19 protein-coding genes, 1 tRNA gene and 1 pseudogene are annotated in these 20,783 nt (G+C 63.8%); 13 read left to right on the plus strand and 8 right to left on the minus strand.

The annotated features are described in order from the left end of the window. Nucleotides 1-57: 57 nt before the first annotated feature. The gene (locus BFE01S_RS10135) at nucleotides 58-969 is read right to left on the minus strand and encodes a LysR family transcriptional regulator (protein WP_028225386.1); all 912 of its coding nucleotides are present in this window, start codon (nucleotides 967-969) and stop codon (nucleotides 58-60) included. Nucleotides 970-1,252: 283 nt separating this feature from the next. On the opposite strand from BFE01S_RS10135, the gene BFE01S_RS10140 reads away from it, so the two are divergent. Together BFE01S_RS10140 and BFE01S_RS10145 are read left to right on the plus strand one after the other, a co-directional pair. Further along, nucleotides 1,253-2,182, plus strand: a complete 930-nt coding sequence (locus BFE01S_RS10140; RefSeq protein ID WP_028225387.1) for an ABC transporter substrate-binding protein — start codon at nucleotides 1,253-1,255, stop codon at nucleotides 2,180-2,182. Nucleotides 2,183-2,376: 194 nt separating this feature from the next. Beyond that, nucleotides 2,377-2,850 carry a cupin domain-containing protein gene (locus BFE01S_RS10145; protein WP_028225388.1) on the plus strand — a complete coding sequence of 158 codons (474 nt, stop codon included), beginning with the start codon at nucleotides 2,377-2,379 and terminating at the stop codon, nucleotides 2,848-2,850. A gap of 37 nt (nucleotides 2,851-2,887) precedes the next feature. On the opposite strand, the gene BFE01S_RS10150 is transcribed toward BFE01S_RS10145, so the two are convergent. Next, nucleotides 2,888-3,610, minus strand: coding sequence for a sulfite exporter TauE/SafE family protein (locus BFE01S_RS10150; RefSeq protein ID WP_028225389.1), 723 nt, complete (start codon nucleotides 3,608-3,610; stop codon nucleotides 2,888-2,890). Between the two features lie 286 nt (nucleotides 3,611-3,896). On the opposite strand from BFE01S_RS10150, the gene BFE01S_RS10155 reads away from it, so the two are divergent. Next, nucleotides 3,897-4,091, plus strand: a complete 195-nt coding sequence (locus BFE01S_RS10155; RefSeq protein WP_028225390.1) for a hypothetical protein — start codon at nucleotides 3,897-3,899, stop codon at nucleotides 4,089-4,091. Nucleotides 4,092-4,115: 24 nt separating this feature from the next. Here the strand turns inward: BFE01S_RS10155 and BFE01S_RS38150 are convergent, their stop codons facing one another. Then, a complete protein-coding gene (locus BFE01S_RS38150; RefSeq protein WP_042337420.1) occupies nucleotides 4,116-4,646 on the minus strand; it encodes a cupin domain-containing protein in 531 nt (176 codons plus the stop codon). Then, a complete protein-coding gene (locus BFE01S_RS10165) occupies nucleotides 4,643-5,386 on the minus strand; it encodes an NAD-dependent epimerase/dehydratase family protein (RefSeq protein ID WP_028225391.1) in 744 nt (247 codons plus the stop codon). Before BFE01S_RS10165 ends, BFE01S_RS38150 begins: the two co-directional genes overlap by 4 nt. A gap of 170 nt (nucleotides 5,387-5,556) precedes the next feature. On the opposite strand from BFE01S_RS10165, the pseudogene BFE01S_RS45760 reads away from it, so the two are divergent. Continuing rightward, nucleotides 5,557-5,693, plus strand: a pseudogene (locus BFE01S_RS45760) (PaaI family thioesterase); the annotation flags it as partial. A 96-nt stretch (nucleotides 5,694-5,789) separates the two neighbouring features. Here the strand turns inward: BFE01S_RS45760 and pdxR are convergent. Further along, nucleotides 5,790-7,292 (minus strand): MocR-like pyridoxine biosynthesis transcription factor PdxR, encoded by a 1,503-nt coding sequence (gene pdxR / locus BFE01S_RS10170; RefSeq protein ID WP_042337421.1) that lies wholly within the window; start codon nucleotides 7,290-7,292, stop codon nucleotides 5,790-5,792. Nucleotides 7,293-7,561: 269 nt separating this feature from the next. On the opposite strand from pdxR, the gene BFE01S_RS10175 reads away from it, so the two are divergent. Continuing rightward, complete coding sequence (locus tag BFE01S_RS10175) at nucleotides 7,562-8,665, plus strand: acyltransferase family protein (RefSeq protein WP_028225393.1); 1,104 nt, start codon at nucleotides 7,562-7,564, stop codon at nucleotides 8,663-8,665. Nucleotides 8,666-8,728: 63 nt separating this feature from the next. Here BFE01S_RS10175 and BFE01S_RS38155 read toward each other — a convergent pair whose 3' ends face one another. Beyond that, on the minus strand, nucleotides 8,729-9,283 hold the full coding sequence (locus BFE01S_RS38155) for a TetR/AcrR family transcriptional regulator (protein WP_322787820.1): 555 nt from the start codon (nucleotides 9,281-9,283) through the stop codon (nucleotides 8,729-8,731). Nucleotides 9,284-9,651: 368 nt separating this feature from the next. Here BFE01S_RS38155 and BFE01S_RS10185 point away from each other — a divergent pair, with 368 nt between their 5' ends. Both BFE01S_RS10185 and BFE01S_RS10190 read left to right on the plus strand, forming a co-directional pair. Beyond that, nucleotides 9,652-11,076, plus strand: coding sequence for a coniferyl aldehyde dehydrogenase (locus tag BFE01S_RS10185; RefSeq protein ID WP_028225394.1), 1,425 nt, complete (start codon nucleotides 9,652-9,654; stop codon nucleotides 11,074-11,076). A gap of 210 nt (nucleotides 11,077-11,286) precedes the next feature. After that, nucleotides 11,287-11,371, plus strand: a tRNA-Leu gene (locus BFE01S_RS10190). Between the two features lie 933 nt (nucleotides 11,372-12,304). Here the strand turns inward: BFE01S_RS10190 and BFE01S_RS10195 are convergent. Next, complete coding sequence (locus tag BFE01S_RS10195; protein WP_028225395.1) at nucleotides 12,305-12,706, minus strand: carboxypeptidase-like regulatory domain-containing protein; 402 nt, start codon at nucleotides 12,704-12,706, stop codon at nucleotides 12,305-12,307. Between the two features lie 823 nt (nucleotides 12,707-13,529). Here BFE01S_RS10195 and BFE01S_RS10200 point away from each other — a divergent pair. Further along, nucleotides 13,530-15,113: an isocitrate lyase gene (locus BFE01S_RS10200; protein WP_028225396.1), complete on the plus strand. Its 1,584-nt coding sequence runs from the start codon at nucleotides 13,530-13,532 to the stop codon at nucleotides 15,111-15,113. 103 nt (nucleotides 15,114-15,216) lie between these two features. Here BFE01S_RS10200 and BFE01S_RS10205 read toward each other — a convergent pair whose 3' ends face one another. Further along, on the minus strand, nucleotides 15,217-16,125 hold the full coding sequence (locus BFE01S_RS10205; protein ID WP_028225397.1) for a LysR family transcriptional regulator: 909 nt from the start codon (nucleotides 16,123-16,125) through the stop codon (nucleotides 15,217-15,219). Nucleotides 16,126-16,303: 178 nt separating this feature from the next. Here BFE01S_RS10205 and BFE01S_RS10210 point away from each other — a divergent pair, with 178 nt between their 5' ends. Genes BFE01S_RS10210 through BFE01S_RS10230 form a run of 5 tightly spaced genes read left to right on the plus strand, consistent with a single transcriptional unit; the run spans nucleotide 16,304 to nucleotide 20,702 of the window. After that, the gene (locus BFE01S_RS10210; protein WP_028225398.1) at nucleotides 16,304-17,086 is read left to right on the plus strand and encodes a 5-oxoprolinase subunit PxpA; all 783 of its coding nucleotides are present in this window, start codon (nucleotides 16,304-16,306) and stop codon (nucleotides 17,084-17,086) included. A gap of 21 nt (nucleotides 17,087-17,107) precedes the next feature. Further along, entirely contained in the window at nucleotides 17,108-17,350 is a 243-nt protein-coding gene (locus tag BFE01S_RS10215) for an acetyl-CoA carboxylase (RefSeq protein ID WP_028225399.1), read from the plus strand. Nucleotides 17,351-17,354: 4 nt separating this feature from the next. Beyond that, nucleotides 17,355-18,821 (plus strand): acetyl-CoA carboxylase biotin carboxylase subunit, encoded by a 1,467-nt coding sequence (locus tag BFE01S_RS10220; RefSeq protein ID WP_028225400.1) that lies wholly within the window; start codon nucleotides 17,355-17,357, stop codon nucleotides 18,819-18,821. Next, a complete protein-coding gene (locus tag BFE01S_RS10225; RefSeq protein WP_028225401.1) occupies nucleotides 18,818-19,693 on the plus strand; it encodes a 5-oxoprolinase subunit B family protein in 876 nt (291 codons plus the stop codon). The genes BFE01S_RS10220 and BFE01S_RS10225 overlap by 4 nt, the downstream gene beginning before the upstream one ends. After that, nucleotides 19,683-20,702 (plus strand): 5-oxoprolinase subunit C family protein, encoded by a 1,020-nt coding sequence (locus BFE01S_RS10230; protein ID WP_028225402.1) that lies wholly within the window; start codon nucleotides 19,683-19,685, stop codon nucleotides 20,700-20,702. The genes BFE01S_RS10225 and BFE01S_RS10230 overlap by 11 nt, the downstream gene beginning before the upstream one ends. Nucleotides 20,703-20,783 lie beyond the last annotated feature (81 nt).

The following is a 20,783-nucleotide window of genomic DNA, read 5'->3' on the forward strand; positions in this document are numbered from 1 at the left end:
CGGGACGGCCCGTGAGCTACCGGGCACGTGGCACGGAGCGCGAGGCCCCCTCCCCCCTCAAGCGGCGCGCGCAATCCTGGCGGCCTTGAAACTGCGGGCAATGCTCTGCGCGAGCACCGCCAGCGCCGACTCCATCTTGCCGATCGCGCGCGAACGCACGATCCATACGGCAATTTCCGGCTTGAAGTCGCTCACCTGCACGATATCGAGCGAGTCCGCATGCGCGCTCGCCACGACGAGCGGCAGCGGCACGAGGCCGAGCCCCACGCCATCGGCCACGAAACCTAGCTGCAATTCGGCACCGAGCGTTTCGAGGTTCAGCTTGAGCACATGGCCTTGCGCCGCGAGCGCGTGCTGCAAGCCCGCGCGAAAGCCGCAACCGTCCGGATTGAGCACCCAGCCGAACGACTGGCATTCGGCAAGCGTATGCGCGCGCCGCTTGAGCAAACCCTTTTGGGCCACCACGGCCAGCTTGAGCGAGCCGAGCGACTCGCCCGCGAGCGTTTCGGGCAGCGCGCGGTTGGCCGGCAGCAGCACTACGGCGGCGTCGAGTTCGCCGTCCTCCGCCTTCTGCAGAAGCGGCGCACCCCAGCCCGTCGAAACACGCGCCTGCAATTCCGGGTGCGCATGACGAAGCGCCTGCAGGGCATCGAGCATGGCCATGTCCGCCACCGTCTGCGCCACGCCCAGGCGCAATACGCCCGCAAGCGGCGCGCCGTCGTTCACCAGTTGCCGCAGCACCTCGATCTCGCGCACGATCGCGCGGCACTGGTCGTACACCACGCGGCCCATCGGTGTCGTGCGCAGCGGCTTGGTGTTGCGGTCGAGCAGTTCCACGCCCAGCGCCTCCTCGAAGTTCTGGATGCGGCGCGTGACAGCCGGCTGGGTCAGGTCGAGCCGGTCCGCCGCCTGGCTGAGCGACTCGCTGCGCACGACGGCGACAAAGGCTTCGATCTCGTCGAGTTTCATGAGGGGATGCGCTTTTGCTTGCAGACTGCCCGCAGGGGCAGCCCGATTCTCTGTTTGTGTGAATGCCGCGGCAGAAGCCGGCGGCGCGAATTCACCCTAGCTTAGCGCCGGAGCGGCCCTGCGCTCAAGCCCCTATGCATTTGCCGTGTGCATATTTACATAGAAGAACAATGCGTTTGCCTTATGGAGATCCGCTCCGTATCGTGTCCTCGTCGGGCAGCCCGTTTGCCTGTTTGTTTGCCTGTTTGTTTGCCCATCACCCATTGCCGCCGAGGAACCACTAATGCGCCGTACTTTCGCCCGCCTGCTGCTCGCACTCGCCGCCGCCCTGCCGTTCGCGGTCTGTGCGGCCACGCTCAAGGTAGGCGACCAGCAGTTCCAGACGCGCGGCATCCTCGAAGCCTCCGGCCAGTTGAAGGACGTGCCATACATGATCGAGTGGTTCAACTTCCCCGCAGCGCAACCGCTGGGCGAAGCGCTCAATGCGGGGGCCATCGACGTAGGCGGGCTGGGCGATGCGCCGCTCATCTTCGCCTACGCGGCGGGCGCGAAGATCCGGGCCGTGTCGGCCACGCGTTCGATACCGCTCGACCTGGCCGTCGTCGTGCCCGGCAATTCTCCGATCGGAAACGCCGCGGACCTCAAGGGCAAGCGCATTGCCACCACGCGCGGCTCGATCGGCCACTACCTCGCCATCGCCACGCTGGAACGCGCCAACCTCAAGCAGGCCGATGTGACCTGGGCGTTCATGCAGCCCGCCGACGCGCGGGCCGCGCTTGCCTCGGGCAGCGTGGATGCGTGGTCCACCTGGGACCCGTACGTGGCGCTTTCCGAAGCGCGCGACCATTCGCGCAGCGTGGCGAACGGCATCGGCATTTCCTCGGGCCTGAGCTTCGAAGCCGCCACCGACGAAGCCATCCACGACAAACGCGCCGAACTCGCCGATTTCCTGCGCCGCGTGGCGGCGGGCCAGCGCTGGGCGCTCGCCCACCCCGACGAAGTGGCTGCAATCCAGTCGCGCGTGACGGGCCTGCCCGCAGACGTGCTGAAGACGGTCTATCAGCGCGCCCAGTTGCACCCCGTGCAGATCGACAACGCCTTGATCGCGGAGCAGCAACGCACCGCCGACCTCTACCTGCGTGCCGATGTGATCAAGACGCACCTCGACGTCGCGCCGAGCTTCGACAAGCAGTTTTCGTCGAGTGCGCCCTAACGCGCCGCGCGGGCCTGCTCTCGCTCACGGTGCCGCGCGCGGCACGCTGGGCCGCGCCGCGTTCGGCGCTTATGCAGCGGCGCACGCAGCCACTACCCCTGCGGATAGCGAACCATGTTGACGATTGGAATCAAGATTGACAGGACTCCGGCGTATTCTTAAAGTCGGCTCCGATGACACCATGGAGCCCAGGAATGGAACCGAAAACGGCAGGTCTCGTTGCAGCCCGCGCTCCGGCGCGCACGAAGCCTTCGAACTATCCGGAGCCCTTTGCCTCGCGCATGGCGGGACGCGAAAAGCGCCCGCTGGGCGATCCGTTCGGTCTCGGCCAGTTCGGCGTCAACCTGACGACGCTGCATCCTGGCGCCGTCTCGGCGCTGCATCACCGGCATAGTACGCAGGACGAATGGATCTACGTCGTTTCGGGCGAGGTCACGCTGCATCTGGGCACCGAAGCATCGGTGCTGCGCGCAGGGGATTGCGCGGGATTTCCTGCCGGCGGCGAGCCGCATCACCTCGAAAATCATGCGCGAGAGGATGCCGTCATTCTCGAAGTGGGCAGCCGCACTGCGGGCGATTCCGTCGCCTATCCCGCCGACGACCTCGTTGCTGCATTGCAGGCAGACGGTTCACGGGCCTTCGCGCACAAGGACGGCCGGCCGTATTGAGCGGAACGCCGCGGTGCCCGCGGTACCCGCCGTACCTTTACCGCCCCGCGGCGAACAGCAGCGAGAGCCCCGACGAAAACATCAACCCGTCCACCACGAGCCGGAACGTATGCGGCGACATCCGTGCAACGATGCGGCGCGCGCCGAACGTGCCGAGCATGAGCGACGTGCCGATAATCAGGCCGTCCACGATCACGTGCGTGGGCAACGCGCCGAAGTGCTCGAAGACCGAGACCTTGGTGGCATACACGGCAATCGACCCGGCCGCTTCGGTCGCAAGGAATGCGCCTTTCACGAGCCCGTAGCCCATGAAAACCGGCACGGTGATCGGCCCGGTCGAAACCACGATGCCGGTGAGAAAGCCCACCACGCCACCAATGAGCGACAGGTGCAGAAGAGAAAAGCGGATAGAACGCCGCGAAAGCCAGCGGCGCGTGGGCACCATGGCAAGAAAGAACAGGCCGAGGGCCACTTCGACGGCGCGCGGCGGCAACGCAAGCAGCGTGCGCACACCCAGCATCGCGCCCGGCACCGCCGTCACGCAGTAGGCCGCGCACGCACGCCAGTCGATCTCGCTCCACCACGACAGCACCTTGCCGAGATTGCCCATGATGGCGGCAATGGCCATGATCGGCACGGCCTGCTGCGGACCGTACAGAATCACCAGCAACGGCATGAGCATCATCGAAGAACCGGTGCCGACCACGCCGCTCAGCACGCCGGCCATCAGCCCCACGGCGAGAACGACCAGATATCCCATTGCTATCCCTTTGCGTTTCGGCGCATTTTAACTGGTGACTTTTACGCGGCTGCCTTGCGGCCTTTCGATCGGCTTGCATGCAGCTTGGGCGTACTCCGCTCCGGCGTACCCAGACTGCCCGATGCAGCGGCCCTAACATAACGGCGAAAGGTCGGACACGCCATGTGGCTGCGCGCGGGACACGCTGCGGCGTGCAGCAAACCATCGCGCATGGTGCTTTGCCGCCATCCTGGAGGCGAGTGGATGGAGCCGCATCGAAATCCGGCCGATCGACGTACTGTGCAGCATGCCAAAGGCCGGTCTCGCCGACTATCTGGCGAGGCTCGGCCCGGTAGGCCGCGCGCTCGAAACTGCCGACGAGACCACGCGCAGGCGGGTGGTGGATGCCGCCCGTCTGACCTGCGAACCGTACGTGCACGGCGACACGGTGAGCTTTACCGCCGCTTGCTGGTTCGTGGAGGCCGGGACCGCGCCGGACTGAGCGGTAATGCCCGCGCCGCCGCTGTCACGGCGGCAGCACCAACTGGCCGCAACCCGTGTCCGTAACGAACACCGCAAGCAGTTTCGCCGGTCGCGCCGGGTCGGGGTTCTCGGCGAACGCATGCAGCGCGTAAGGCGCCTCGAACCAGGTCTGCCCGGCATGATAGTCGGCCGCGGGCGTGCCCTCCATCTGCGAGCGCACCACGCCCTCCAGCACATAGGCCGTCACCGACCCGGGATGCCGGTGCGCCCCCGTGAACGCGCGAGGCGGAAAATCGACAATCACCGTCGTCACCGATTTTCCCGGCACGTTCGGAAGCGGCTCGCACGAAAGCGGTCGAACCGTGGTAGCGGGGCGGCCCGCGCTCAGGGCAGTCTGGTCTGCTGCACTACCCGGCGGCGTCGAGCAGATCGACGCCGGCCAAAATAGCATGGAGTCCGAATGAATGCTGGCCAGCGCCGCCAGCGCGAGCGCCGAAACCGCCACGACGGCACGTGCTTCACGAAAGGGCCATTCGTGTGGAACGTGCGTTGCCGTTGCCGTGATCGCATTCATCGCGCGGCGCCGGACAGCGACCCGCGCATTGCCGGCGACCAGCTCAGTTCGCGGCTGGCCTTCTGCGTGCTTACGGTCCCTGTCTCCTCGGCGATATTGAAGATGCCGCCCGTCGAGCGCTCAAGCGCCAGCAATGCCGCACAGGCGGCTGCCTCCACGTGCACGGGGCTGGCGCCGCGCGGCTCATCGGTGCCCGTGCGGGGGCCGTACAGTTGACCGTAGCGCAGCACGGTGCCGGTAAGCGGCGCTTCCAGCACCTGACGCTCCAGCGAAACAACGCCATCGACGCTCACGCGCCGCGCGCCGGCCGCTTCGGTGTCGAGCGGTTGCGTCTCGTGGTAGGGCATGGCCCCTTCACGATAGGCCCATGCAATGCTCTGCGCGACGAACTTCGTCGCCCCGGCAGCCACGGCGGCCGCGACCAGATTACGGGTGCCTTCGTCGCGGATCCGCGCGTTGGCCACCACGGCCTGGGCCATTTTCTCGGGCGGCAGTCCCGCGGGCAGATCGGTCAACTGGTGAATCACGCTGGCCGGTCCGATCCGCTCCACCGCATCGTGAAGGGCGGGTGCGTCGAACACGTCCACGAGAACCGGCACGACGCCGAGTTTTTCCAGTTCGGCAGCACGCGGCGCGCGGCGCGTCGTGCCGAACACGGTGTATCCCGCTTCGACCAGCAGCGGTGCGAGCGCGCGACCGATTACGCCCGTGGCGCCGGCCAGCAATATTTTTTGATTCATCCGATAGCCTTCAGTCGTCGAGTGGGCGAAAGCAGCATAGGGGTGTGCAGCCCCAGCGATACGTCAGGCTGAAGAATAGAAGATGTATTGGACTTATATAAGATCCAATATCGAGATTTTCATTGATCCAATTTGAACGACGAGGAAATGAAGGTTAAAAGCTCCGGCCGTTGCGCTCACAACGCTTCGTGCACGGCGGCGCCATCGGCTATCTGGCGGACAACGCCATTACCTTCGCCGGCGGCCTGGCACTGAACGGTGACGCCCTCACGCCGAATTCAAGATCAACTATCTGCTCCCCGCCGTCGGCAAGCGCTAGGCCGTGTGCCCGTGCGAGATTGCACTCGCACAGGGCAGCGTCGTGCCATCCCGCTGATTTGCATTCCTGATTAACAGCAAACCTTCAGCGCACCAGCGGTTCCAGCGCGCGTGCAAGCTTGCGCGCTGAGACGTGAATCTCGTCGACTCCAACGCTCGCGAATCCGAGCACCAGCCCGGACGGCGTGACCCGCCGCACCGCGTACGACGAGAGCGCACGCGTTTCGATGCCTGCCGCGCCGGCCAGCGCAGCCGCGTGCGTGTCGTCGGTGCCGAGCGGCAGGAAAGCTGGCGTGTCGATGCCCGCGGCAATCTCGGGCAACGCCAGCAATCCTGTCCAGTAACGGTGCGCCGCAGCCTGGAGGGCCTGTGCGCGTTCGCCATACAGTTCCCGCATATGCCGCACGTGCCGACCGGCATGCCCTTCGGCAATGAAGGCGTGAAGCGTCGCCTGGGTATCGAGCGGCACGTGGCGGCTCGTAAGCGAAAACGCCGCGACGAACGGCTCCACCAGGTGTTCGGGCAACACCGCATAGGCAATGCGCAAGCCGGGAAACAGCAGCTTGCTGAACGTTCCGCAATACACCACGTGCCCCGTATCGTCGAGACTCTTGAGCGCCGCGAGCGGCCGGCCGTTGAAGCGGTATTCGCTGTCGTAATCGTCTTCCACGATGAGCGCGCCCTGCGAACGCGCCCATTCGAGCAACGCAAGACGCCGTTCGAGCGCGAGCGGCGGCCCGAGCGGAGCCTGCCTGCCCGCGGTCACATACGCCAGGCGCGCATGCGGTCCGAGCGAGACGCCGGCGGCCACGTCGATGCCGTCGCGATCCACGGGCACGCAAACGAGCTTCGCACCGGCCGCCTCGAAAACGAGGCGGGCGCCCGGGTAGCCGGGATCTTCGATCCACGCTTCGTCGCCCGGGTCGAGCAGAAGCCGTGCACATAAGTCCAGCACCTGCTGCACGCTGCCGAGTATGACAACGTGTTCCGCCGTGCACGTAATGCCGCGCGCCACGCGCACATGGTCCGCAATCGCTTCCCGCAACGGCCGGTAGCCTTGCGCCTCGCCGTCCGCGAGCAGCCCGCGGTTCTGGAGCTTGATGCGGCGCGCCGCGATGCGCGCCCAGAGCGCATAGGGAAAAGCCTGCAGATCGGGCTGCGCCGGTCGAAACGCGCGAGCCGGCACCGAGCGCCCTTCAACTGCAAACGCACTGCGGGCAAGCAGCCGCCCGCGCGCGGAAAGGCCGATGTCGCGCGTCGTGACCGGCGCCGCATGTTGTGTTCCGCCGCGCTTCGAAATCCGCACGGGTTCGAAATGCCGGTCCGGCAGGTCGGCGGCAACAAAGCTCCCGCGGCCAACAGTGCCGCAGAGATAGCCCTCCGCCGCCAACTGGGCAAACACGCCGACCACCGTGCCGCGAGAAATCGCATAGCGTGCCGCGAGATCGCGCGTTGCCGGCAAGCGCGCGCCAGCAGAAAGACGGCCTTCAAGGATCGCCGAGCGCAGTTCCCCATAAAGCCAGCGATGCAGCGGCACGCCATCCGGTTTCGGGTTCAACGCGACTTCGATTTCTGCTGCGCGGCGCATGGCGGTGCCTTTTCTCGTGCCTGGATGAACCTGGTTCAGCGATGGCCGGGCTTTGGAAGCCATCTTGTAGCCGATCCGGCATTATGCACGGCCGCCGCGTGGATACGGCGAACCGGAGGTCACACGAGTGCGGGGCCCGAAAATTTCGTCCATCAACCGGTTCGCCATCCCGCACCAGACCGTTTCTCATCGGCAACGTGTGCTCGCCCACAGTGAGCAGGGGCCGGGGAAAGGGACAATCCTTCACCCCCTTTCCGCAAGAGGTTGTGATGGCAAACAAGCTCTCTGGCATCCAGCTCCTTCGTGCGGTCGCCGCAATCGGGGTTGTCACGCTGCACTTCTCCGAGCAGGTCGGCCTGTACGGCCACGGAGCGAAACCTTTCCTGGTGCGCCACGGGCTCGCCGGACTCGGTGCCAGCGGAGTCGATATTTTCTTCGTGATCAGCGGCTTCATCATGTACTACACGCGCAGCACGATCGCGCGCGGCACCTCGGCGGCGGCCGAATTTCTGCGCCGCCGCGCGATCCGGATCTTCCCGACCTACTGGTTCTGGACCGGTGCGGCGATGCTGGTCTGGGCCTCGCACCTCGGCTTTACGTCTCATCACTACGACGAGGCCTATGTCATCAAGAGCCTCTTTATCATCCCCTCGGTTTCGGAAGGGAAATGGGGCGTTTTTCTGTTGCCGGGCTGGACCCTCACCTACGAACTGTATTTCTACCTCGTCTTTGCGGCTGGATTAATCGCGGTGCCGCCGCGCTGGCTGGCAGCGTATGCCGGCGGAGCCATCGGTGCACTGTTCCTCGTGGCCCAGGCCCCCGCTCTCGACGGTTCGACCTTCGCGCATATTGCGGGATCGCCGCTCGTCTTCGAATTTGTCTTCGGCATTCTGGTCGCCTGGGTCATTCTGAAAATCCGGCCTGACGACCTGCAACGCTGGCACCCTGCGGGCGTGGTGCTGATCGCGGCCGGGATCGCCGCCTTCCTGGCCACGAGCCTCGTGCCGCAGGCTGTCGATAACCGGGCGATGTGGTGGGGCATCCCGGCCATGCTGCTGGTGGCCGGCATTGCCGCTACGCGATTCGACAAGCTCTACGAGTCGCGCTGGCTGCTCCTGCTTGGCGATGCCTCGTACTCGATCTATTTGTCCCACCAGCTTCCGGAAATGCTGCTGACGAAGTTCGTGAAAGCGGGCAAGCTCGATGCGCTATCGTCGGACTTCGTGTCGATCTTCGGCATCGTCGTGGCGATCTGCGTGGGGGTAGCCGGGTATTTCATGATCGAGCGGCCCATCATCGCGCGCCTGTCCAGACGGCGCCTCGCCGCCGATCCCCCGATGGCCCAAGGCGTATTCGATCGTGCGTCCCGCTAAAGCGGGAGCCTGCGCCTCAGGCGCCAAATACTCCGCTCACCTGGCACTCCTGATCAGCACAGGCTAGCGCTTCCCGGTCTTGCCCCGTTCGAGCCACGCCACAAACAACTCGCGCGCAGGCGCCAGATAGCGCGCAACCGGCTCGCTGCGCCCGTTCGCGTACCAGTGGCAATAGCAGCCATGCATGACGGCCAGCAGCACGCGCGCCATCTCGGGAGGGACCGCCACCCCCGATCCCTCCATGCCCGCCACGATGGCGCGCACATGCGCGTCCCACCCCGCGCGAATGTGTTCGCGCACTTCCGGCGGCAAACCATCCGAGAACAACAGCGCCAGCACCACGCCCTTCGATTCGGGATTGCGCGTGAAGTACTCGGCCACCTTGTCGAACAGCTTGTCCATACGCTCAACCGGCGCGAGGCCCGCCAGACTGCCGGGGTGCAGGTCTTCCTCGATCTCCTGGAACAGGCTGATGGCGGCCTCGGCCAGCAGCATTTCCTTGCTGTCGAAATGCCAGAGCAGACTGCTCTTCGCAACGCCTGCCTCCGCCGAGATACGGTCGAGCGTCACGCCCGTATAGCCCATCTCGCCGATCAGCCCTTTGGTGACGTCGATCACGCGCTGACGCGTTTGCGCCCCGCGACGGTTGCCGCCGGCGGGTTCGGCGCCCCCCTTTGCGGGCGTAGCGGCCCTGGCTGCGGTGGATCGGACAGGTTTGGCGGATCGGGCTGACTTCATGAATCGGGCATGGGGTAAGCGGTGATTCGGGCACGCGCAGCATAAACGCATTCCAGGCGCGGCACAAACAGGCAAAAGCGGGGGCGCAAGCAGGGGCACAAGCGGGGCACAAGCGGGGCACACGCAGCAAACGCCACCAGCGCGATCGTACTTGACAGCACAGGCAAGCGGGTAGCAAACTGCGCCTGAACGCAATTGTACTGACCGTTCAGTACATTAACAATTCTGGTGCCGAACTGGAGCCCATCATGTCTGCGCAAGCCCCCACCAGCGGCGATCCCGCCGCGCTCCTCGCCGGCCAGCGCAACGCCTACGCGTCGCTGCCCTACGCGTCGATCGAGCATCGGCGGGCCGCGCTCAAGCGCCTGCGCGCCGCGTTGCGAAGCCACGCGCAGGACATCGCGCAGGCCGTCTGCCGCGATTTCAGCGCGCGCGCCACGGCGGAGACCATGACGGTCGATATCCTGCCTTCCGTGCTCCATATCAACCACCTGCTGGGTGGCCTCAAGCGCTGGATGAAGCCCTCCAGACGCCAAACGGAGCGCGTGTTCTTCGGCAACCGCGCGTACGTGATGTACCAGCCCAAGGGCGTGGTCGGCATCGTGGTGCCCTGGAACTTCCCCGTCTATCTCGCGCTCGGGCCGCTCGCCACGGCCCTCGCGGCCGGCAACCGCTGCCTCATCAAGACCTCCGAATACGCGCCGCACACGTCGGCCGCATTGCGCGCGATGCTCGCGCAGTGCTTCGACGAAAACGAAGTCGCCATCGTGGAAGGCGATGCCGAGGTCGCGCAACGGTTCACCGCGCTGCCGTTCGATCACCTCGTATTCACGGGGTCGCCCGAAGTGGGCCGTCACGTCATGCGCGCCGCGGCGGCGAACCTCATGCCGGTAACGCTGGAACTGGGCGGCAAGTCGCCTGCCATCGTGTCGCGCAGCGTGAATCTCGAAGAAGCGGCCACGCGCATCGCACACGGCAAGACGGTCAATGCCGGCCAGATCTGCGTCGCACCCGATTACGCGCTCGTGCCCGAAGAGCACGCCGAAGCCTTCGCCCATGCGGTAGCCGCAGCCTGCGAACGGTTCTTCCCCGCCACTAGTGAGGACTACACGGCAATCATCAACGACCGTGCCTGGCAACGGCTCAATGGGCTGATCGCCGACGCCCGGGCCCACGGCGCGCGCGTCATCACCTGTGCGATGCCCAAAGACGGGCGGCACCTGCCGGTGCATATCGTGCTGGGCATGACGAGCGCAATGCGCCTCGCGAACGAAGAGATATTCGGGCCGATTCTTCCCGTGTGGACCTATGCGTCCTTCGACGCAGCCATCGACCACGTGAACGCAGGCACGCGCCCGCTCGCGCTGTACTACTTCGGCCACGCGAAGCACGAGTCGGATGGCCTGCTTCGGCGCACCCACGCAGGCGGTGTCACGCTCAATGACTGGGGCTGGCATGTCGTGAATCACGATTTGCCGTTCGGCGGCATCGGAACCTCGGGCATGGGCAACTATCACGGCGAAGAAGGCTTTCGCGAACTCTCGCACGGCAAGGCCGTGTTCGTGGAGCGAAGCTGGTTCCCGATCAAGCTGCTTCACCCGCCTTACGGCGGTTTCGTGCAACGCCTGAGCCAGCGGCTCTTTATCGGCAACGGCAACCCACTGCGCCGGTGAAGCCCGCTGCATCGGGCAGACTGGCCGCGACGCACGGCGCCGTCTCCGCAAGGCCAAAACACTCGGCGATGGGCACGCCGGTCACCGATGGATGCATCTTGTCGATGCTCGCGGACGGCGGTGCATTCGCGAGAGATGGGTCGCCGTCCGCTATAGCGGAAAGAGTCATTCACAAAACGGAAAATTGCCGATACAATGGCGCCCCTCTTGGCCCAGGTGGCGAAATTGGTAGACGCACTATCTTGAGGGGGTAGCGCCGCGAGGCGTGTGGGTTCAAATCCCGCCCTGGGCACCAGGAACCTATCCCGGCGAAGGCCGCGGCATTGCGAAAGACTCTGCAAGTCCCCTGATTCAGGGGGTATTTCTTCCGCTCGCAAATATGAGAATGGCCGCCCGCGCCAGTGTTGCACGTCGAGCCATCACCAATCCCTCAAAGATGTGGCATTCCAACGCGCCATTGCCAATTGCCTCGCCGGCAATGCAATCGCTGCGTCATGCCAGATGCACCGCAACCGGTTATAAAATAATTTTCGTGCGCGCGGACGATGCAGTGTGCCTCTGCAATCCAATCATGATTCAACTTACTTGAAGAAGATTCTCGTTCCCGGCAGGCACCACATCGGTCTTTAGATGCAGGATTGCAGCAGATTCGGTCAACGCCGAATCATTGCCACCCCAACCGATGATCTGCTGTCCATCAGACCAGATCACGGTAGCGGTGACACCACTTTCGCCCCGGGTTCCGAACAGACAGAAACTGCAGCGAGAGTCGCATCTCGCCATAAAATGGCACGGCTTCCGTTTCGAACCGCGTTCATGTCGGGATAGAGAACCATGCAATGGATCGCCACAATCACGGAGCTGCCGCCTGAAGGGTGCGAAGTACTTTGCTTCTGGCCAGGGCACCCCCTCGCGGAATATCAGCGCGTAGCCGTATGGGATGGCGATTCATGGGGCTCTCCATCAACTGACTATCCTCGCTACTCTTATGAGAAAGAGCCCGATGCGTGGATGCGTCTGCCGGCCCCCCCCCCGACCCCGACATCAATGCCGTCATGGCGCGGAGCAATCCGGGCGCTGAATGAGAGCGGCTCTGCGTTACGGCGACGGCTCATAGGGCGCTACCACTCACCCTGCCACATCACCGCCCGATACCATCGGACGCAACCTGATCCCATGCCCTGGCTCGCTCACAGCGTGCCGCTGATAAATCAAGGACATCGACGGACTACTCTGCCTTGCATATTCCGTAATGCGTACCTTCAAAATCCGGTTGCCGGCTCAGTTCGCACACAAGTTTCAGGGGCCGTCCATCCAGCTCCGAATTGATTTCGTAACTGCCCTTCGTATGGCGCCACGCTTCGTATTCTGCGCCCTGATAACGGATAACGATTTTCTGTATCACCACCGGCTGATGTGGCAGCAAGTGAAGCAACACCGATCTGCGCTCGACTGCAGGAAACGAAAACGCACCGCCTGGGTCCGTGATCGCACGCTGCGATGGAATCTCATCTTCGTTATCGGACCACACAACCTTCTGAACAACCTCGGCGCCGGCTACTGGCTTGCCGTCCTTTAGCACCGTGCCGTGCACCTCGGAAAACAGCACCAGCGGATCGAACAATCCCATGGCCCATCCCTCCTGGGTAGCAAACAGAAACACAGCAAACAGGAGCATTGCCGTGGGACGCAGCGTGTATCGTGGCCCTGAGGCCCTGGATCTTCGAAAGTGCATGAGCGCCCCAGTCTCACTGCATGGCACCAGGCCGGGTTTGGAAAGGCGACCGGACGAGCGAACTCGGGGCCTTGTTCGAAACCCAGTCGAAGGACGCCGCCAGATTCCGGCCAACCGATTCTAACCCGACGCAGTTCCTCGTCTCCGCATGACTCATTCGACAAGGCCAATCCTCGTACCCGGCTCTATCGGACAACGCCACGAAACCGCCGTGGACCGAGAGTTCGCATCAACCGGCAAGTGCGGATTCGACCGCTTGAATCCGCACCTGACCGCTGTCACTTTCCAACCCATACCCCTCCACCGCTAACAGGCCGCAGACGGCTGAAGGCATATCGGCGTTCAACCTCTCCACGTAGTCGTGGTGGGTTTTGACGACCGAGCCTTTCGGTCCAACCACACAGCGTCGCGCCGGCAATCGCACTCAAGCCGGCAGTATTCGCCCTGCCTCCAATAGCGCGAAAGCGCATTTCACATTACGGAATTCATCTCGAATTTCCGCAGCCTCCGTTTTTCGCCGCCTGAAATCCTATTTTGCATTGCAAAAACCATCGCCTATCTCATTGAAAAATATGGATAAGTTATGTCTTATATCTTATATAAGACTTCACCCAAATGCATCAGGCGGCGCTACCATTTAGTCATGCAGTTCGCTTCGGCATACGTAGCGGCACACCGAACCCTTTATTCAAACGCGCTTCGCTCTCAGGAGTCACACATGGCCCAGTATCAAGACGACATCAACGCAGTTGCTGCTTTGAAGGAAAAACAAGGCAGCGCCTGGAATGCCATCAATCCCGAATCTGCCGCACGCATGCGCGCCCAGAACAAGTTCAGGACGGGCCTCGACATCGCGAAGTACACCGCGAAGATCATGCGCGCCGACATGGCGGCCTACGATGCCGACCCGTCGAAGTACACGCAGTCGCTGGGCTGCTGGCACGGCTTCATCGGCCAGCAGAAGATGATCTCCATCAAGAAGCACTTCAACAGCACCGAACGCCGCTACCTCTACCTGTCGGGCTGGATGGTCGCCGCGCTGCGCTCCGAGTTCGGCCCGCTGCCGGACCAGTCGATGCACGAAAAGACCTCGGTGAGCGCGCTGATCCGCGAGCTGTACACCTTCCTGCGCCAGGCCGACGCCCGTGAGCTGGGCGGCCTGTTCCGCGAGCTGGACGCCGCGAAGGACGCCGCTGCCAGGGCCGCCATCCAGGCGAAGATCGACGGCCACATCACCCACGTCGTGCCCATCATCGCCGACATCGACGCGGGTTTCGGCAACGCGGAGGCCACCTACCTGCTGGCGAAGCAGTTCATCGAAGCGGGCGCCTGCTGCATTCAGATCGAAAACCAGGTGTCCGACGAGAAGCAGTGCGGCCACCAGGACGGCAAGGTCACGGTGCCGCACGAGGACTTCCTCGCCAAGATCCGCGCCATCCGCTACGCCTTCCTGGAACTGGGCGTGGACGACGGCATCATCGTGGCCCGTACCGATTCGCTCGGCGCCGGCCTGACCAAGCAGATCGCCGTGACCAGCACGCCGGGCGACCTGGGCGACCAATACAACGCCTTCCTTGATTGCGACGAGTTGTCGGCCGACGATCTGGCCAACGGTGACGTCATCATCAAGCGCGACGGCAAGCTGCTGCGTCCCAAGCGTCTGCCTAGCAACCTGTTCCAGTTCCGCGCCGGCACGGGCGAAGCGCGCTGCGTGCTGGACTGCGTCACCGCGCTGCAAAACGGCGCCGACCTGCTGTGGATCGAAACCGAAAAGCCGCATATCGGGCAGATCGGCGGCATGGTCAGCGAGATTCGCAAAGTCATCCCGAACGCCAAGCTGGTGTACAACAACAGCCCGTCGTTCAACTGGACCCTGAACTTCCGGCAGCAGACGTATGACGCAATGAAGGCAGCGGGCAAGGATGTGTCGGCATACGACCGCAACCAGTTGATGAGCGCGGAATACGACCAGAGCGAACTGGCCATCGCCGCCGACGAAAAGATCCGCACCTTCCAGGCCGACGCAGCGCGCGAAGCAGGTATCTTCCACCACCTGATTACGCTGCCGACCTACCACACCGCCGCACTGTCGACCGACAACCTGGCCCGCGAATACTTCGGCGATCAGGGCATGCTGGGTTATGTGGCTGGCGTGCAGCGCAAGGAGATCCGTCAAGGCATTGCCTGCGTCAAGCACCAGAACATGTCCGGCTCGGACATCGGCGATGACCACAAGGAATACTTCAGCGGCGAAGCGGCCCTCAAGGCGGCGGGTAAAGACAACACCATGAACCAGTTCTGATACCCGTCACGCGCCGGGCAAAACACCGGCCCGCGCAGTGAACTGCACCCCAAAAGCTGGACGCCGGTCCAACCTTTGGGGTGTTTTCTTTGAAGCGCCTATCTCAGCCGCTGGTTCGCGGCTCCATGAACGTGTGCCGGAAATATTCGCGCACTGCATGCATCGCCGGGCTCGGCTCCTTGTTCTTGCGCCACGCCAGACCAACGCTCATCGCCGGAACGGGGTCCACCAGCATGATCGTTTCGATGCGCCGGCCTTCAAGCGACCAGGGCCGGTAAACCATGTCGGACAGAATGGCAACGCCGGAGCCGTTGGCGACCATGCTGCGCACCGCCTCGACCGACGACGTCCGCAGGATCACGTTCGGCCGCCAGGGTGTGTCGTTCCAGTAGCGCATCGCCGTTTGCGCGGCCTCATCTACGGTTAGCATGACGAACGGTTCATGGGCGACTTCGGCAAGCGCCACGCTCTCCCGTTTCAGCAATGGGTGATGCGCGCCGACCCAAAGCCGCCGCACGGAATGAATGACGGGCTCCAGCGCGAGTTCGGGATTCGAGACGTTCGACGTGAGCAGGACGGCCATGTCGTACTGCCCCGTAATCAGCCCCTCTTCGATCGCGTCGCGGTTAAGCTCGTGCAGTTGAATGGTGAGGCGCGGATACAGCGCATTGAGTCGCTGGATGTGATGCGGCAGGAAATAGCCCAGCACCGTGTAGCTCGCTGCGATGGCCAGCGTGCCGGCGAGCGTGCTTTCGAGGTTGGGCAGGCGCATGGCCTCGTCCACGGACGCAAGGATCGTATAGGCGTGGTTGAGGAATCGCCGCCCGGTATCGGTCAGCGTCACGCCCGAAGCCATGCGCACGAAGAGTTGGGTGCCGAGGCTGTCCTCCAGCTCCTTGATCGCGCTCGTCACCGCCGACTGCGATATGGTCAGATGAATGGCGGCTTGCGAGAGTTGCCCGAGTTCGGCCGTCGCCACGAAGTACTTGAGCTGCCGGAGGGTAAGCGCCATCTTCGAGGAAAGAATGAATGCATCAGCCTCCAGCGTACCGGTCCATATTAAAAAAATCGATACCGAGGCATACAAAAATAAAACTTTTTTGTCCACGCTCCTCCCTATAACCTCCATTTCAACATCGGCCTGCGTGGGGTTTCAGACCCGCATCCGCGCGAACCAGGAGGAGAACCGTATGAAAAAGCAGTGCGTCGATCTGAACTCCGATATGGGGGAAGGCTTCGGCCCGTGGCGAATTGGCGATGGCGTCGACGAAGCAATCATGCCGCTCATCAGCTCGGCGAACATCGCTACCGGCTTTCATGCCGGGGACCCCAACATCATGGCGCGGACCGTTCAACTGGCGAGGGAATCCGGGGTGGGGATCGGCGCGCACCCCGGCTTTCGCGACCTCGTGGGCTTCGGCCGCCGCAATATCACCGAAACGCCCCAGACACTCGTCAACGACATCCTTTATCAACTCGGCGCACTGCGCGAGTTCGTCCGGCTGCACGGACTCAGGCTCCAGCATGTGAAACCGCACGGCGCGCTTTACATGCACGCCGCGCGCGACGAGGCATTCTCGCGGGTCTTGGTCGAAACGCTGCAGCAGGTCGATCCGAATCTTCTGCTCTTTTGTATGGAATCCTCATCGACTTATCGGGTTGCACGCGAAATCGGGCAACCGGTCGTGCGCGAGTTTTACGCCGACCGCGACTACGACCGGAGCGGCTCGATCGTCTTCATCCGCCGCATCGCCCGGCTCGACCCCGAGCAGGTCGCCGAGAAAGTGCTGAGAGCATGCGTCGAAGGAAAAGTGCGCACGGTTGACGGCGACCACATCGATATCGACTTCGACTCCGTCTGTATCCACAGCGACACGCCCGGCGCACTGGAACTCGTACAAAAGACTCGCGAACACCTCGTTCGCGAAGGAATCCGTATTGCCGCGCCGCAGGCAGCGACGACAAAGATCTGAACCCATTCAAGGAGAGACATGATGGCATTGCACGATATCGTCAGCCCCCTGCCGGGCACGTTCTACCGGCGTCCCTCGCCCGACGCGGAGTTTTACATCGCCCTCGATTCCACCGTCCAGGCGGGTGCAATCATCGGCCTCGTCGAAGTGATGAAGCAATTCACCGAAATCGAGTCCAGCGTGTCGGGCCGCGTGACGGAGCTTCTCGTCGAGGATGGGGAACCCGTGGATGCGGGGCAGGTGCTGATGCGCGTCGAGGAGTGAAGCCATGAACATCGAAAATGCAACGACGGCGTTCTACCGCCCCAAACGCATTCGAACCGTGCTCGTTGCCAATCGGGGCGAAATTGCGGTGCGGGTGATTCGCGCGGCGCAGGAGCTTGGCATGCGCGCCGCCGTGGTGGTGAGCGACGCGGACCGCGAGAGTCTCGCCGCCCGCATGGCGGACGAAGCCGTGCATATCGGCTCGTCGCATGCAGTGAAGAGCTATTTGAATCCCGCGGCGGTTCTCGCTGCCGCACGGCAATGCGGTGCGGATGCGGTCCATCCTGGTTATGGCTTCCTGTCCGAAAACGCGGACTTCGCGGCACAGGTGGAGACGGCGGGCCTGATCTTCGTCGGGCCCACTTCGCAGGTGATCGCAACCATGGGCGACAAGGCCCGCGCCCGCGAAACCGCGCAGCGCGCCGACGTGCCCACGGTGCCAGGCAGCGCCGGCATCGTGGGCTCGCTCGACGAGGCCCGCGAAGTGGCCGCGCGCATCGGCTACCCGATCATGATCAAGGCCGCAGCGGGCGGCGGCGGGCGCGGCATTCGCGTCGCGCACGACGCGGCCCAGCTCGACGCCGAACTGCCGCTGGCCCAGCGCGAAGCACAGGCCGCGTTCGGCGATGGCGGTGTGTATCTCGAGCGCTTCATCGCGCGCGCCCGGCACATCGAGGTACAGGTGCTCGGCGACGGCAACGACGTCATACACCTGTTCGAGCGCGAGTGTTCCCTGCAGCGGCGGCGTCAAAAGATTCTGGAAGAAGCCCCCTCGCCGTCGCTCACGCCGAAGCTGCGTGCGCAGCTTTGCGCATCGGCGGCGCGCCTCGCGAAGCAGGTTGGATATCGCAGCGCCGGCACGCTGGAGTATCTCTTCGATGAAACGCGCGGGGAGTTTTACTTCATCGAAATGAACACGCGCATCCAGGTCGAGCACCCGGTTACGGAGGCGATTACGGGCGTCGATCTCGTGCGCGAAATGCTGCGCATTGCCGATGGCGAGCCATTGCGCTTCAGGCAGAACGACATCGTGCTGCGCGGCGCGGCGCTTGAATGCCGTATCAACGCGGAAGATCCGTTGCAGGACTTCCGACCGAATCCGGGCCGTGTGGAAGAACTCGTCTGGCCGGCAGGCCCTGGCGTGCGTGTCGATTCGCTGCTCTACCCCGGTTATGTCGTGCCGCCGTTCTATGATTCGCTGCTCGCCAAGCTGATCGTGCACGACGAAAGCCGCGCGGCGGCCGTCGCCCGCCTCACGCGCGCACTGCGAGAGCTGCACATTGGCGGCCTGAAGACCACGGCACCGCTGCACCGCGCGCTCGTTGCCGACGACGACGTGCGGGCGGCCCGATACCACACCAATTATCTCGAGACCTGGATGGCGGCGTGGCGCGAAAGCGGCGCGGCCGCATCGAGCGCGGCAAGCAAGCGCGAGTTGGCTGGTTCGACGAACGCGCGGGAGACATCATGACCCTACGTTATACCTTCGGCGGCGACGAGTTCGTATTCGCCGAGATCAGCGAGGAGATGTCGCTCGACGCGTTTTTCAAGGGCACGGCGATCACACGCGAACTCCAGCGCCGCAACGTGGCCGGCATCACCGAGATCTGCCCGGCGAATGCGTCGTACCAGGTGCGTTATGACCCGGACGTCATCGCCCCCGATGCCCTCGTTGAGCTGCTGCGCGGCATCGAGGCCGAAGTTGGCGAGACGACGCTCGACATCGACACGCGCATTGTCGAAGTCCCGGTGCTCTATAACGATCCCTGGACGCACGAGACGCTGATGCGTTTTCGCGAACGCCACCAGGACCCGGCTTCGACGGACCTCGAGTACGCGGCGCGCATCAACGGAAAACGCGACGTGGACGAATTCATTGCGGCACATGCGGGCTCGCCGTGGTTCGTTTCGATGGTTGGCTTTGTCGCCGGCTTGCCGTTCATGTACCAGATGGTCGAGCGCGACCGTCAGCTTCAGGTCCCCAAATACCTGCGGCCACGCACCGACACGCCGAAGTTGACGGTCGGCCATGGCGGGTGCTTCGGCTGCATCTATTCGGTGCGCGGCGCGGGCGGGTACCAGATGTTCGGTGTGACGCCCGCGCCGATTTTCGACCCCGCACAGCGGCTCGACTATCTGCGCGACTTCATGGTCTTTTTCCGGCCCGGCGATATCGTGAAGTTCAAGCCGATCGACCGCGCAGCCTACGACGAGGCCCTTGCCGCCGTCGAGGCAGGCACCTTCTCGCTACGCGTACGGCCCGTGAAGTTCTCGCTCGATGCTTTCCTTCGGAATCCGGACGAATACAACCGCTCTCTCGTCGAGGTGCTGTATGCCAACTGATACGCTCAATGTGGTCGAGGTCCTGAAGCCAGGACTGGCCACTTCTGTGCAGGACGCGGGAAGGCAGGGCTACTACCGGGTCGGCATTCCGCCTTCCGGATCGCTCGACCAGTATTCCTCCCGAGCGGCGAACCTGCTCGTGGGCAATGCCGAAGACGCGGCCGTGCTCGAACTGACCCTGCTGGGCCCGGAACTCCTGTTCCATTCGGATGCGCTTTTCGCCGTAACGGGTGCGGAGATGATTCCGAAAGTCGACGGCGTGGCATACGCAGGCAATATGGCTCTGCGCATTCGCGCCGGGAGCAGGCTGACGTTCGATTATGTGAAGCGTGGCGCGCGCGCGTATCTGGCGATTTCCGGCGGAATCGATGTGCCGGTCGTGCTCGGCAGCCGTTCGACCTACACGCTCGGCGCGATCGGCGGCCTCGCGGGCCGTCGTCTGCAAAAGGGCGACCGTCTTGCGATCGGGGCGAAGAGCGGACCAAAAGACGAGGCGAAAAACGCAAAGCCGGCTGAGGGCGTCGAACTGCCGCCTGCCTTGCGTGCAAAGCTCGAAACGACGGTGGAACTGCGCGTGCTCCCGGGGCTTTATCACTACCGCCTCACCCCCGAGTCGGCGCAAACGTTCTTCGACGATGAATGGACCGTGGCGCCGGAAGCGGACCGCATTGGCTATCGCTACAAGAACGGACGCCCGCTCCACTTCATGGATCGCGAGCAGCCCTTCGGGGCAGGAGCCGACCCGTCGAACATCGTCGATGCCTGCTATCCCATCGGCTCGATCCAGGTGCCGGCCGGTCTGGAACCGATCATTCTGCATCGCGATGCGGTGTCGGGCGGCGGATACGCCACGATCGGCACGGTGATCAGTGCAGATATGGATCTGATTGGGCAGATGCAGCCCAACTACCGCGCGCGCTTCGTGAGCGTCACCATGAATGAGGCGCTCGCGGCACGCCGCGAATATCAACGTCGCCTCGCCCTGCTACGCGAAGCGCTAGCGCGCTAGCTCCTTCGAGGCTGGGGGCGGTTGGCAGCAGCGCTGCCCCCTGTTTTCCCTTTCGCGATCCCGGTTCCGTGTGTCTTTGGG

Source organism: Paraburkholderia ferrariae NBRC 106233, assembly GCF_000685035.1.
GTDB lineage: Bacteria > Pseudomonadota > Gammaproteobacteria > Burkholderiales > Burkholderiaceae > Paraburkholderia > Paraburkholderia ferrariae.